Annotated in this window: 10 protein-coding genes; 4 read left to right on the top strand and 6 right to left on the bottom strand. The window is 70.1% G+C overall.

Features of this window, described 5'->3' with window-relative positions:
* Nucleotides 1–14 precede the first annotated feature (14 nt).
* The gene (locus ACQPYK_RS29860) at nucleotides 15–1,184 is read right to left on the bottom strand and encodes a globin domain-containing protein (protein ID WP_433237930.1); all 1,170 of its coding nucleotides are present in this window, start codon (nucleotides 1,182–1,184) and stop codon (nucleotides 15–17) included.
* Between the two features lie 298 nt (nucleotides 1,185–1,482).
* Here ACQPYK_RS29860 and ACQPYK_RS29855 point away from each other — a divergent pair, with 298 nt between their 5' ends.
* Nucleotides 1,483–1,932: a pyridoxamine 5'-phosphate oxidase family protein gene (locus ACQPYK_RS29855; protein ID WP_433237927.1), complete on the top strand. Its 450-nt coding sequence runs from the start codon at nucleotides 1,483–1,485 to the stop codon at nucleotides 1,930–1,932.
* A gap of 375 nt (nucleotides 1,933–2,307) precedes the next feature.
* On the opposite strand, the gene ACQPYK_RS29850 is transcribed toward ACQPYK_RS29855, so the two are convergent.
* From ACQPYK_RS29850 to ACQPYK_RS29830, 5 genes are all read right to left on the bottom strand, one after another.
* Complete coding sequence (locus ACQPYK_RS29850; RefSeq protein ID WP_433237924.1) at nucleotides 2,308–3,105, bottom strand: DUF1838 family protein; 798 nt, start codon at nucleotides 3,103–3,105, stop codon at nucleotides 2,308–2,310.
* 530 nt (nucleotides 3,106–3,635) lie between these two features.
* A complete protein-coding gene (locus ACQPYK_RS29845) occupies nucleotides 3,636–4,235 on the bottom strand; it encodes a GTP-binding protein (RefSeq protein ID WP_433237921.1) in 600 nt (199 codons plus the stop codon).
* Nucleotides 4,216–4,614 (bottom strand): DUF742 domain-containing protein, encoded by a 399-nt coding sequence (locus tag ACQPYK_RS29840; RefSeq protein ID WP_433237918.1) that lies wholly within the window; start codon nucleotides 4,612–4,614, stop codon nucleotides 4,216–4,218. The genes ACQPYK_RS29845 and ACQPYK_RS29840 overlap by 20 nt, the downstream gene beginning before the upstream one ends.
* Nucleotides 4,611–5,042 (bottom strand): roadblock/LC7 domain-containing protein, encoded by a 432-nt coding sequence (locus ACQPYK_RS29835; RefSeq protein WP_433237915.1) that lies wholly within the window; start codon nucleotides 5,040–5,042, stop codon nucleotides 4,611–4,613. The genes ACQPYK_RS29840 and ACQPYK_RS29835 overlap by 4 nt, the downstream gene beginning before the upstream one ends.
* Nucleotides 5,039–7,372, bottom strand: coding sequence for a sensor histidine kinase (locus ACQPYK_RS29830; RefSeq protein ID WP_433237912.1), 2,334 nt, complete (start codon nucleotides 7,370–7,372; stop codon nucleotides 5,039–5,041). The genes ACQPYK_RS29835 and ACQPYK_RS29830 overlap by 4 nt, the downstream gene beginning before the upstream one ends.
* An 886-nt stretch (nucleotides 7,373–8,258) precedes the next feature.
* On the opposite strand from ACQPYK_RS29830, the gene ACQPYK_RS29825 reads away from it, so the two are divergent.
* The 3 genes from ACQPYK_RS29825 to ACQPYK_RS29815 all read left to right on the top strand — a co-directional run bounded on the left by ACQPYK_RS29825 (nucleotide 8,259) and on the right by ACQPYK_RS29815 (nucleotide 12,794).
* A complete protein-coding gene (locus ACQPYK_RS29825) occupies nucleotides 8,259–8,408 on the top strand; it encodes a hypothetical protein (RefSeq protein ID WP_433237909.1) in 150 nt (49 codons plus the stop codon).
* A gap of 88 nt (nucleotides 8,409–8,496) precedes the next feature.
* Nucleotides 8,497–11,526 (top strand): lantibiotic dehydratase, encoded by a 3,030-nt coding sequence (locus tag ACQPYK_RS29820; RefSeq protein ID WP_433237906.1) that lies wholly within the window; start codon nucleotides 8,497–8,499, stop codon nucleotides 11,524–11,526.
* A complete protein-coding gene (locus ACQPYK_RS29815; protein ID WP_433237903.1) occupies nucleotides 11,520–12,794 on the top strand; it encodes a lanthionine synthetase C family protein in 1,275 nt (424 codons plus the stop codon). The genes ACQPYK_RS29820 and ACQPYK_RS29815 overlap by 7 nt, the downstream gene beginning before the upstream one ends.
* Nucleotides 12,795–12,797: the final 3 nt, after the last annotated feature.

Genomic DNA, 12,797 nt, shown 5'->3' with positions numbered 1-12,797 from the left:
GACCCGATGGACCATTAGTCGGCCCCCAGCCACAGGTCCGGGCCGAAGACCTCGTAGCGGATGTCGCGGGCCGCCACTCCGGCCCGCATCAGCCGGGCGCGCACGTCACGCATGAACGGCATCGGACCGCATAGATAGGCGACCGCGCCGTCAGGGATCTCGATCCCGTCCAGGTCCATCAGGCCGGCGCGGTCGGGGGCGACCGCGCCGCTCTCGTACCAGAAGATCCGCTCGGCGGCCGGACGCAGCATGTCCTCGCGCAACGCGTGCTCGGCCGGCGAGCGGTCGGCGTGCAGCACCAGGACGCGGCGGCGAGAGCCGGTGGCGACCAGGTGGTCGAGCATCGCCACCATGGGCGTGCAACCGATGCCCGCCGACACCAGCACCAGCGGCGCGTCTCCGTCCTCCAGAGTCACATCGCCGAACGGCGCCGACAGGGTGAGCTCGTCACCCGGCCGCACGGTGGCGTGCAGCAGCGTGGACACCTCGCCGGCGGGGTCGCCGTCCACGCGCTTGACCGTGATCCTGCGCAGCCTGTCCTCACCCGCGTTCGACAGCGTGTACTGGCGCAGCTGGTGCACGCCGTCGGGCATGCGGACGCGGACGCTGACGTACTGACCGGGGCGCGCGGGCGGGACCGGGGCGTCGTCGGCCGGGCGCAGCAGGAACGAGACCGCGTCCGGGGTCTCGTCCCGGCGGGCGACGACCCGCCACCGCCGCCACGTGTCGCCGTCGCACGCGCCGGCCTCGGCGTAGATGCGGGCCTCCAGCGCGATGAGCGCGCCGGCCATCAGCCAGTACACCTCGTCCCAGGCGGCGGCGACCTCCGCGGTGACGGCCTCGCCCAGCACCTCGGCGATGGCGCTGAACAGGTACTTATGAACGATCACGTACTGGTCGTCGGTGACGCCCACGGCGGTGTGCTTGTGGGCGATGCGGGCGAGCAGGGCGTCGGGCCGCTCGTCGGGATGGTCCAGGAGCATGGTGGCGAACGAGGCGATGGAGCCGGCCAGTGCCCTGCGCTGCTCGCCGCTGGCCTGGTTGCCGCGGTTGAACAGGCCGTCGAGCAGCTCCGGCCGCTCGCTGAACATCGTCTCGTAGAACCGCGTGGTGATGGCGTCGAGCGAGGCGCCGACGACCGGCAGCGTGGCACGGACGATCGCGGCTGATTCCGCGGACAGCATGAAGCCTCCAAAGAACACGGTGAAGGGAATCCGCGACTGCGGCCCGACCCAGGCTAGAAGGACTCGGCAGGCCGTTCACCGGGGCGAACGTCCGCACTTACAGGGCCGAAAGTCCCTAACACGTCACAAGATCCTCTCCGGTCGGGACTTTGGTCCCTACCGGGTCCGGCCACGGGCCGGATAGCGTTGAGGAACAATTCGTGTGCGTGAGGCGCGCTACCGGTTGCAGGCCGATCGGTGGGAAGACGGGACTTTCGCCCCTGCCGCAGACGGGACTCGACCAGGGATTCTGAAGAGTATGCAGCTCGATTCGTTCGGACTTCAGGTGCTCACTCGCGATGAGTGCCTCGACCTGCTGTCTGCGGCACCGATTGGGCGGATCGTGTTCACCGATCGCGCCCTGCCGGCCGTCCAGCCGGTGAACTTCTACCTCAACGGCCAGGCCATCGTGATCCGTACCGCGATCGGGTCGAAGCTGGCCGCCGCCACCCGGCGTGCCGTGGTGGCCTTCGAAGCCGACGAGTTCGATCCCGAGCTTCGCACCGGTTGGTCGGTCACCGCGGTGGGGCAGGCGCGGGAGGTGACCGATCCCGCCGAGATCGACCGGCTGGCGACGCTGCCGCTGACGACCTGGGCGCCGGGCAGCCGGGACCACTACATCGTGGTCAATGCCGAGCAGATCTCCGGCCGTCGCATCACAGAGGCACACTCCAACGGAGCCGCGACCCCGCAACCCGCGCAGGGATGACGCTCGCCGTGAACTTCCGAGCCTGGGCGTTGCTCGGCCCGCTCACTCGTGGCCAGGCCTGTGCTTGAGCACCGCGACCGGACCTGGTGACGCAGGCGTGCCCCTCTTCGCTCACGTCCTAGGTGTATTGACCTGAGAGGTTGGGATCACACCTTCCGTATTTCGGCCCGTGGGCGGTTGTCGGCCGGGTAGAAGGCTGGGATGACGCGGCCTGAACTGACGAATGGTGAGTGGAAGTTGACGGCTGCGTTCCTGCCGATCGGACGGTTCGGCCCGTACCCGGACCCGCTCGCGGCCCCGGGCGTCGCGTCTATGCCCGGCTCACAGGCCGGCTCGTCCACCCTGTCCGCCTCTGATGGGGGTGAACCGAGAGTGTCATGCTCTTCCGTTGGCGGCGCACCAGCCCGCCCACGTGGTGGCACCCCTGCCCAGTTGCTTGTTGTAGAAGGAGGTCCAGGAGTTCTCGCTCGGGCCGGGCGCGGTGGGAGCGGTCTTGAAGAGCGGATAGGCGGCGTCGACCTCGGCGCGCAGCCACGGCTCAAGGTCGAGGTAGGACTGCAGCGACCAGCTGCGGGCGTGGTAGGTGAGCTGCCCGCGGACGTCGGTCTCCGGCAGGCACATGAACGGCGCCCACGGACTCGTCCTGGACCAGCTGATCTTGGTCTTCATCGCGCCCTTGGGAACGGTGCCCGCGATCGTGCGGGCCGTGACCTCGCGGGTGTCGACGGAGAAGTCGAACATCTCCTGGGCCGCGTAGACGCCGTTCACCAGTCCGAACGGCTCGCCCAACGTGAGCTTGAAGTCCGTGCGAACCGGGATGTCGCTGGTCCACACGGTCTCGTCGTGCATCCGCCGCAGGGGCGGGCCGACGTAGGAGGAGGTGACGTTGAACGGGCCGAAGTTCACCGCGTCGTTGTTGATGGGGACGACGGGGTAGGTGCGGAGGTCGATCGGATTCTTCCACTCCCGCAGGATCCTCGTGGGGTCGGCGGGGTCGGTGTAGAAGACGATCTCGCGGGAGAGCTGGTAGAGCTGCGTGGTGCCGGGTACCCGATACAGCCGTCGGATGTTGTAGCCCTCGATGTTGAACAGTTTCTGGCCGTGGCGCAGCCGCGGGTCGTAAGCGTTGCCCTCGATGTTGGCGTAAACGGCTCCCGAAATCCGGAAGACCATGTCCCGCCCATCCGGACGCCCATTGGTCTGCAATGACAGTAGCCCGCTTTTGTCGGTGACCGTCCTGTAAACCGGACCCGGATATGTCGGATCAGCCGGCTCCTGGTCCGCCGCCGCGCCGGGAACGGCGACGCACACGAACAGCGCGGCGAGGGCCGCGGACATGGTCAAACCACGACGCTTGAACAAGAGTGCTCCTGCGATGCTGAGGGGTGACGAGGACCATTCTGATCATTTCAGCTGACGAGACCCGGCCTCGACCAGACCTGTCGTGTACCGGCGAAGCCGTCACCAGGCACATGGGGAACGTTGTTCCTGGTAAGGAGCCCTTCAGGGGGTTTCTTTCGGGTATTTCGCGATTTTCGGAGCGTAGTCGTTCGCGTGCGGTACATATTGGCCGGAGCTTGAGGATCAGAAGGGCCGACCCCCGGCGTGCAACGGCGGACGTCCCCATGGGTCGAAGCGGCCCGAGGGCCTGGAACGGGCCGACGGCCTCGTTGACGACCCGGCCCGATCCCGACCCGGCCCGATCAGGCCACGGGATGTGGCGCGGTGCGGGACTGGGCGGCCATCAGGTGGTCGATGAGCGCCAGCAGCACGTCGCGGCCCGCCGCTCGGTCGCGGGCGTCGCAGAGCACCAGCGGCACCTGCGGATCGAGATCGAGTGCCCTGCGGATCTCCTCCCGTGTCCGATCCCTGACGCCGTGGAAGCAGTTGACGCCGACGACGAAGGGGATGCCGCGGCTCTCGAAGAAGTCGATCGACGCGAAGCTCACATCCAGCCGGCGGGTGTCGACCAGGACGACCGCGCCCATCGCTCCGTTGACAAGGTCGTTCCACATGAACCAGAAGCGTTCCTGCCCGGGGGTGCCGAACAGGTAGAGAACGAGTTCGCGGTTGATGGTGATGCGCCCGAAGTCCAGCGCGACGGTAGTGGTGGACTTACCGCTCACCCCTTCCAGATCGTCCACGCCGACGCTGGCATGGGTCAGGTACTCCTCGGTGCGTAGGGGGGCGACTTCGCTCACCGCGCCGACCAGGGTCGTCTTCCCGACGCCGAAACCACCGGCGATAAGGATCTTCACTGCCAGGGGAGCGGCGTCCCCGTGGTCAGAGATTGCGTAATCCATCCCTCACCGCCTCAAGGATTGTCATACCGGGAAAGCCGCCTGCCTGTGCGAAGGCCAGCGGTGGCCGGGCCCGCATCTGACCCGCCTCGATCAGATCGCCGATGAGGATCTTGGTCACTGACACCGGGAGATTCAGCGCGGAGGCGACTTCGGCCACCGCCATGGGCCGCTTGCACACGGCGAGGATGGTGCGGTGCTCCGGCTGCATTCTCCGCAGGCCGTGTCCGGTCTCCGAAGAGTCCGCGGAAATCGCCGTCACCAGGGTGATCAACGTTAGGTCGTCCCGCTCGGGGGCGGTTCGTCCGCCGGTGATCGTATAGGGACGGACAAGGGGCTCGTCGGCGTCATCATCGTCGAAGCCCTCCGTCCAGTGCTTCATCCGTGTCTCCCCGCGTCGTCGGCCTGCGGGGTACGCGCGTCGGTTCCCAGCTTCTGGCCGACCTGCTGGACCAGGGTGTGCATCGCGACGCTCATCAGTTCGGCGTCGACCTCCTGGGACGCGACCACGGCCAGATGGGTGCCGCGGCCCGCGGCTGTGACGAACAGCCACAGGTCGGCCATCTCGATGATGACCTGGTGGACAGGTCCGCCGCTGAAGAGCTGCCCGACACCACGAGCCAGGCTCTGCTGACCGGTGGCGATCGCAGCGAGGCGTTCGGCGTCCGAGCGTTCGATGGTCTGGGACCGGCTGATCACCAGGCCGTCGTCGGACAGCACGATGGCGTGCCGGGTGCCCGCGACCTGATCGACCAGGCCGTCCAAGAGCCAGTCCAGGTCTGTGTCGGTGGCGGTGGTTCGCTGCGTCATCTTCGATCTTCCGTCGTAGGAGAACTGGGCTCGGGGGATCCATCCGGCCGGGGCTGGAGGGCGTCGTCACCGGTCCGGCGCCTGCGGGACTGCCTCTGGAACGCGCCGATCGTGGCACTGGATCGGCCGGGCCGGTCGCGTACGGCCCAGATCTCCTGGTCGGTCCGCTCATCCCTGTCCTCGGGGACTTTGAGCTCGGTGACCAGGTTGGCCTGGCGCACCCGCTGGGGCAGCGGATCGTGGCCGGACGGCGGGGGTGCGGCGTCCCGATCCGGTGATCCGGCGGTGGGTGCCGTCACGTACGCCATCGCGCGTCCTCTGGAGCGAGTCGGCAACTGCGCGTCCTCGTGGGGCGGGCGGGGATCGGCCGTACCTGCCTGCGGGCGGGGCTGCGGACCGGTGGGGTCCCGGGGGACCTCCTCGGGGCGCGCGGCCGGCCCGGTCACCGCGCGGGGGCGGTCCACCACCAGCGGTTCCGGGAGCAGCACGATGACACGGGTGCCGCCGAAGGCCGACGGCCGCAGCTCCACCTGGAGGCCCAGGCTCGCGGAGAGCCGAGCGACCACGTACAGGCCGAGACGCACGTCGTCGGCGTGGGTCATCACATCGAGCTGCGGCGGCGACTGCATCAGGGCGTTGGCGGCGGCGTACTGCTCGGGCTCCATGCCCAGGCCGCGGTCCTCGATCTCCACGGCGAGGCCCCGGCTGACCGGTGCGGCCCGCACCTCGACGGGGGTCAGCGGCTTGGAGAAGGCGGTGGCGTTCTCCATCAGTTCCGCCAGGACGTGGATCAGCGATCCCACCGCGCGCTCGGCTATCCAGGGGTCACCCTCGACATCGATCGAGATCCGTCGGTAGTCCTGGACCTCGCCTTGCGCGGAGCGCAGTACATCGAGCAGGCGTACCGGCTTGCGCCATCGGCGCTGCGGCTGGCCGCCGCCGAGGATCACCAGGTTCTCCTCGTAGCGGCGCAGCCGAGCGGTGAGGTGGTCCAGGTCGAACAGACCCTCCAGGACCTCGGGGTCCTCGTGCCGGCGTTCCAGTTCGTCCAGCTTCTTCAGCTGAAGGCCGATGAGGATCTGGGTACGGCGGGCGATGCGCTGGAGCATGCGTTGGAAGCCGCGGTGTTGTTCGGCCTGCCGCACGGCGGTGAGGACAGCGCTACGGCTGGCCAGGTTGAGGGCCTGTCCGAGCTCGCCGAGTTCGTCGGGCGTGGGCTCGACCATGTGGACTTCCGCGTCCACGTCGACGTCCTCGCCGCGCTCCAGCCGGGTGACCACATCGGGCAGCCGCTCCTGGAGTTCCAGGGCATCCTCGCGCAGGCGGAGGATGCGCCGGCGAAGAATGGCGGTGAGGCGCCAGCTGATGACGATGACCAGGCCCAGGGCGAGCAGGCTCACGCTGGTGACACTGATGAAGATCACGAAGAGCTGGTCGGTGTGGCTGTCGCCGATCTTGCCGACGTTTTCGAGCCGGAGGCTGAGAATCTGCAGCAGTTGCGCGTTGACCGTGTCCACCGAAGAGCGCCATGCGGAGCCGACCTCGCGCAGTGTCACCCGGTTGCTCTCGGCGCTGGTCCCGGGGGCGACCAGCCGCCCCTCCAGAGCGGTCATGGTCTCCCACGCCTTGCTGGTCGTCAGCGTCGCGTACCGGCTCTCGTCGCCGACGAGACTGGGGATCACCCGGGACCGCAGGAGGTGCTTCCTGGTGCCGATGGCGTCGGTGACAAGGCCGTACTCGTCCCTCGTCAGGCGCCCCGTCTCCCAGCCACGGGCCAGAACGGCGTCTTCGCGGCCGATCATGTCGACGACCCAGAAGATGTCGACCAGTGTCTGCGCCTTGGTGCTCACCTCGCTGTGATCGGTTTGGCTCAGGGCGGTGAACACGCCGAGGTCCGACTCCAGGACGCCGCTGTAGTAGTCGAACGCCTTCTGATCACTGGACCAACCGGCGTCCACCGCCTGGCGCTGCTGGTCGAGGAGGCCCAGGCCGCGTTCGGTCCGGGCGATGGCGTCGGTGAGCCCCTCCTGTGCGTCGGTGGTGTCCAGGAGCGCCAGCGAACGGAAGGCGCTCACGACCCGGTCGGTCTCCGCGCGCTGCTTGGCGAGCTTGTCGCGGGAGGTGCCACCGGGGTTGGCCCGCGCCTCCGCGGTGAGCCGCCGCTCCTGGTCAAGGCTGAAGAACAGGTCGGCCGCAGGTATGCCGACGGTATCGGTGGCCAGACCCATCTGGGCCTTCTCCACCTGCCACTGAGTGGCCAGCTGGTACATGCCCGACCCCAGCAGCGGGGCGAAGGTCATGATCGGCACGAACGCGACAATGATCAGCACGGTACGCAACGGCAGCCGGCGGGCACCGGCCAGTCGCCGTGGCCGGTCGCCGCCTGACCCCGATGACCCACTCTCGTCGCCCACGGTTCCCGTTCTTCGTCGCCCGACCCTGCCCAACCCAGCCACGTACAGGACACTCTCCTCACCGATCGGTGCGCCCCTGACGAAAATCGCCACAGTAGGCGATTGATCGCCCGATAGTAGCCATACGGCAGTTGAGGCCGAAACCCCCCGCTTCGCCCGGCTGCGGGGCGCTGTCGCACGCCCTCGTTCGCGCGGACGGGCTGATCGCGTACCCGACGGACTCGTGCTTCGCACTCGGATGCCGGCCGGGCAGTCAGGACTCGTGCTTCGCACTCGGATGCCGGCCGGGCAGTCAGGAGGGCGCGGCCATCGCCTGGAGTCGGACACCTGCGACGGCCGGCCGCCGTCGGGCGAGATTCTCCGGATACCACGCGAGTCACACGCCGCGACCGCCTCGGCGGACTGATCGATGAATGCGCTCAGCTCGCATGGTGACGCGGATTTCGGCACCGACGGGTTCGCCTGCGGTGGAGAGCGCCTTCACGGCTTCCGCCAGTAGCCCTGCCGACGAAGCTCCGATCTCCCGTTGGCGCGGTGCGAGCCGGGATCGCGCCGCAATTCACAATTCACAATCCCTGGGAAACGGTGAGGGCGCCCTTGCCGGAGGCGGGCGTCGGATTGACCCCTATTCCGTTGCGCGGGCACCCGGAAACAACCCATAGAAATGCGAAGGGCACCCCCTTTCCCGACCCCTGATAAACCCTCGACGCCTTGGCCGTATTTTGCGCGTCCGCTACAACCGAAACGTCAGTCGGGTTTCAGGAGAACCTCGGGACCCGTGTTTTCACCATGAGGAGGACCCATGGCACCGTACGCGGCCCCGGAGACGGCCGACGTCTTCGATCTCGACGCCCAGATCGAGACCGTTCCCATGCAGGAGGCCGCCTGGCCCACGTCGTCCTGCATCTGTCCGTCGGCGTTCCCCAGCACCTGCGCCTCGCGCTGCTGCTGATCAGGACGCGCCGACCACTCATGCTGATCAACCCGTGAGGATGTGGGCCTGAACGGGATTCAGGCCCACATCGGACAGGAGACGACAGGTGACCCCCTTCCGCCCGGCCAAGACGGCCCTGCTGCGTTCACCGGTCCGTGGCGCCGAGGACCGCCTGACCGACCAGGCCCACGCGGGGGAACTCGACCGCGCCGCATGCGTGCGCCTCCTGCGCAGGGCGGCCGGTGACGATCTCCTGATGGAGGCACTGAAGGTGGCGAGTCCGTCCCTGGCGGGACTCGTCGCAGACCCGCACGGCAGGAAGACCGCCCAACTGCGCCGGGCCGCGCTGGCGGTGATCCGCTACGAGCTTCGCATGCGCTCGCGCCCCACCCCCTTCGGCCTGTTCGCCGGGGTGGCCACGGCCAGATTCGGTCCCGCGGCCAAGGTCTCGTGGAGCGAGCCGGGCACGACCAGGACCAGGGTGGATCTCAGCTGGCTGCTCCATCTCGTCGCCGCTCTCCAGTCCGACCGCGAGGTGCTGGCCCAGCTCGCTGTCCGCACCCACACCGGGCTGACCTTCAGCGGCGGGCGCGTCTTCATGACGCAGCACACCAACGCCGGGCTGACCGCGGGCCAGGAGGCCAGGAGCGAGCTGTCGATCAGGGACACCAGCGCGGTGCGCGCCGCCTTCGAGCTCGCCGAGGACGGCGTCCACACCGGCGAACTGCTCGCCGAGCTCGGCCGCCGGTACCCGCAGGCCGATCCCGAGGCGATCGGGTCGATGGTCTCCTCCCTGGTCGACCAGGAGTTCCTCATCACCGGGCTGCGCCCGTGCCTCGACGACACGGACCCGCTGAACCACGTGATCGGCGTGCTGGCGGGTCTCCACCGGCCTCCCGCGATGCTGCCGCGCCTGCGCGAGATCGCCGCGGCACGCGAGGCGTACGACCGCTGCCTGCTGGACCGGCGCTCAGCCGCCCTGGAGGTGCTCCAGGAGCGGATGAGGGCGCTGCACCGCTCAGACCACCTTCTCCACGTCGATCTGCGGCTCGGTGCCGACGTTCACCTCCCCGAGGAGGTGGCCGCCGAGGCCGCGCGCGCCGCCGGGGTGCTGTGGCGCCTGCTGACGCCCCGGCTGGCTCCTTCACCGCTGCGTGAGTATCACGAGGAGTTCGTCGAGCGGTACGGAACCGAGCGGCTGGTGCCGGTCCGCGACCTGCTGAACGAGGGCACCGGGCTGGGCCCGCCCGCCGGATACGACTGCCCGGCGGGGCCGCGCCCGGCCCCCGCGTACCGCGGAGAGCGACGTGAGTCAGATCGCCTGCTGGCCCGCCTGGTGGCCGAGGCCGTCCGTGACCGGGCATCGGAGATCGTCCTCGACGAGGAGCTCGTCGCACGCATCGAGCCGGAACCGCCGGACCCGTCGACCGTGCCCAGGTCGGTCGAGCTGTACCTGTCCCTGGTCGCGGCGTCGGTCGACGACCTCGCCGACGGCCGGTTCCGCCTGTCGGTCGGGCCGAACCCCGGCTCCCCCGAGGCCGGCGCCACTTTCGGACGGTTCGCCGGGCTGGTGGCCGTGGACGAGATCGCGGCCGAGTGCCGGGCGGCCGATACCGGAGAGCTGCGGCTCAACGTCGCCTGCCAGCCGCGCTATCCCCGCTCCGCGAACGTCGGCCACGGACCGTCCTGGACGGGACACCGGATCTCGATCGGCGTACCGCCCGACCCGGCGGCCATCGAGATCTCCGCGGACGACCTCGCGATCGGCGCCGAGGCCGACCGGCTCTACGCGGTCCACCTGCCCACGGGCAGGCGGGTGGTGCCGACGTCCGCCACCATGCTCGACCCGGTCACCCAGGCCCCCAACCTCGCGCGATTCCTGCTCGAAGTCGGTTTCGAGGGCCGGCGGATGTGGGCGCCGTGGGACTGGATCACCGATGACCACCACCCCTACGTGCCACGCGTCCGTTACGGCCGCACGGTGCTCTCACCGGCCAAATGGCGGCTCGACGAGCTCGGCGGGCACGCGGCGGCCCCGCCCCGTGAATGGGCGAGGCTGGTGGGGGAGTGGCGCGAGCGCTGGTCGGTGCCGAGGCACATCGTCCTCACCGACTTCGATCACCGGCTCTCGCTCGACCTCGACAACCCCTGGCACCTGGAGGTGCTCCGGGACGACCTGCGCAAGAAAGACTCGCTGGTCGCCTGGGAGCCTCCCGGCGGAGCCGACCGGGTGGACGGATGGCTGCGTGACGGCGAAGGGCTGCCGCACCTGGCGGAGCTGGCGGTCCCGCTGTTCGGCGACGTACGGGAGCCCGCGCCGCCCGTCGCCGCGGTGGACAGGGCCCTGCCCTCCCGGCGACTGCACCCGCCGGGAGGGGAGTGGCTCTACCTGAAGCTGTACGGCCCGGCGCGGCATGTCGACTCCCTGCTCTGCGAGCACCTCGCCCCCCTGCTCACCGGGGCCGACCGCTGGTTCTTCGTCCGCTACCTCGACCCGGCCCCGCACCTGCGCCTGCGCCTGCGCGGTTCGCCCGCCCTGCTCTGGGGCGAGCTGCTGCCGCGCTTCCGCGCGGCGGCCGACGGCTGGCTCGACCGCCACCTCGTCGACCGCGTCGCCCTGGACACCTATGACCCCGAGTGGGAGCGCTACGGCGGCAGGGAGGCGATGGAGTGCGCCGAACGCCTCTTCCACGCCGACAGCGAGGCGGTCACGGCGCTGCTCGCCCTCGAACGGTCCAGACGCACCCGAGAAGATCTCGTCACGCTCGGGGCCGTCGTGCTCGCCTCGCTCGCCGACGCGTTCGGGCGGGAGCTCCCCGGCGGCGCGTGGGCCTTCCCCGGCAGGTTCCGTCCCCGGCGTGAGGCGTTGCTGCGCCTCGTCGATCCCGGCGGCGGCTGGCCGTACCTGGGCGAGGACCTCCTGGAGATCCTCCGCCCGCGCGCGGACGTCGCGCGTGAGTACGGCTCCCGCGTCCGCGCGCTCGGCGACGCCTCCGAGGACCGCATCCTCGCGAGCCTCCTGCACATGACCTGCAACCGCCTGTTCGGCACCGACAGGGAGCGCGAAAGAGAGGCCCACGCCCTGGCGGGGGCGTGCGTGCTCGGCAACCTCAACCGGCGCAGGCACGGATGCTGACCGTGGAGGACGTCGTCGGACAGGTGGCCGCACGGCTGGCCGATCCGGCCGGTGTGCGGCGGGGAGACCCGCTGTCCACCGGCGGCAGCGCCGGTGTGGCGCTCTTCTACGCCGAGCTGGCCCGCCACGAGGCAAGCTGGCTGCGGGCCGCGCACGCCCATCTGGCACTGGCCGCCGGGTCGCTGACCCGGGCGCCTTCGGCGGGCCTGCACCACGGCCCGGCGGCGGTGCTCGCCGCGACGCAGTCCTGCGGCGCGCTCGGCGGCCACTATCCGGGGCTTCGCCCGCGCCTGGTCCGGTGGCTCGTGGACGATCAGCACCGGCGGATAGAAGCGGAGAACGCCGGCCAGGGGCCCGGCACGAGCTGGACGGCCTACGACCTGATCAGCGGGCTCACCGGCACCGGCAGGCTCCTGCTCACGGCGGTCACCGAGGGCGGGCGCGAGGAGCGCGAGACCGCCCTGCCCGCCCTGCGCGCCACCCTCGACTACCTCGTCGGCCTGGCCGGGACCGTCCGCGTCGACGGGCACGACGTCCCCGGCTGGTGGGTGCCGCCGGAGCGGCAACCGACGGAGTTCGACCGCAGGACCTTCCCCCGCGGCGACTTCAACCTGGGCCTCGCCCACGGCATCCCGGGACCGCTGGCCCTGCTCGCACTCTGCGCCGAGCATGACATCCGCGTGGAAGGGCACGACACGGCCATGCACCGCATCGGGAGCTGGATCACCGGCTGGGCGGTGCACGGCCAGGACGGCCCCTACTGGCAGCTCAGGATCCCGTTCGACGACGAGGTCGCCGGGACCGCCCCGCGGCAGGACACCATCGCCGCGTGGTGTTACGGGACGCCCGGCATCGCGTTCAGCCTGCTGCGCGCGAGCGAGGTCTTGACGATCCCCGAGTGGCGGCGGCTCGCCCTCGACGCCCTCCACGCCGTCCGGCCGGGCTCCTACGGGCCCACCGTCTGCCACGGCGGCTCCGGGCTGCTGCAGGTGTTCGTCCGCGCCGGTCAGGCGACCGCGGACCAGCGGCTCCTGGACCGTGCGGCGGAGCTGGGACGCCAGGTCATGGACGCGGCCGACCCCGAGGCGCCCTTCGTGTTCCGCCACCTGCAGCCCGAGTCCGACGGTACGGGCTGGATCTCGGACGGGCGCCTTGAGGAGGTGGACACCGCCGGAATCATCGAGGGCGCGGCCGGCGTGGCCGCCTCCCTGCTGTCCCTGCTGCCGGGAGGCGATCCGTACTGGGATCGCGTCCTGATGCTGTCCTGAACG

This window comes from Streptosporangium sp. CA-135522 (genome assembly GCF_050949235.1).
Taxonomy (GTDB): domain Bacteria; phylum Actinomycetota; class Actinomycetes; order Streptosporangiales; family Streptosporangiaceae; genus Streptosporangium.
Note: the sequence above shows the minus strand (reverse complement) of the source record. Positions and strands in the feature narration are given on the sequence as shown.

Excerpts from the sequence above, each read along its gene's own strand:
- ACQPYK_RS29825 (WP_433237909.1), top strand. The coding sequence starts at position 8,259 with ATGGCACCGTACGCGGCCCCGGAGACGGCCGACGTCTTCGATCTCGAC.
- ACQPYK_RS29815 (WP_433237903.1), top strand. The coding sequence starts at position 11,520 with ATGCTGACCGTGGAGGACGTCGTCGGACAGGTGGCCGCACGGCTGGCC.
- ACQPYK_RS29840 (WP_433237918.1), bottom strand. The coding sequence starts at position 4,614 with ATGAAGCACTGGACGGAGGGCTTCGACGATGATGACGCCGACGAGCCC.
- ACQPYK_RS29850 (WP_433237924.1), bottom strand. The coding sequence starts at position 3,105 with ATGGTCTTCCGGATTTCGGGAGCCGTTTACGCCAACATCGAGGGCAAC.
- ACQPYK_RS29835 (WP_433237915.1), bottom strand. The coding sequence starts at position 5,042 with ATGACGCAGCGAACCACCGCCACCGACACAGACCTGGACTGGCTCTTG.
- ACQPYK_RS29860 (WP_433237930.1), bottom strand. The coding sequence starts at position 1,184 with ATGCTGTCCGCGGAATCAGCCGCGATCGTCCGTGCCACGCTGCCGGTC.
- ACQPYK_RS29845 (WP_433237921.1), bottom strand. The coding sequence starts at position 4,235 with ATGGATTACGCAATCTCTGACCACGGGGACGCCGCTCCCCTGGCAGTG.
- ACQPYK_RS29855 (WP_433237927.1), top strand. The coding sequence starts at position 1,483 with ATGCAGCTCGATTCGTTCGGACTTCAGGTGCTCACTCGCGATGAGTGC.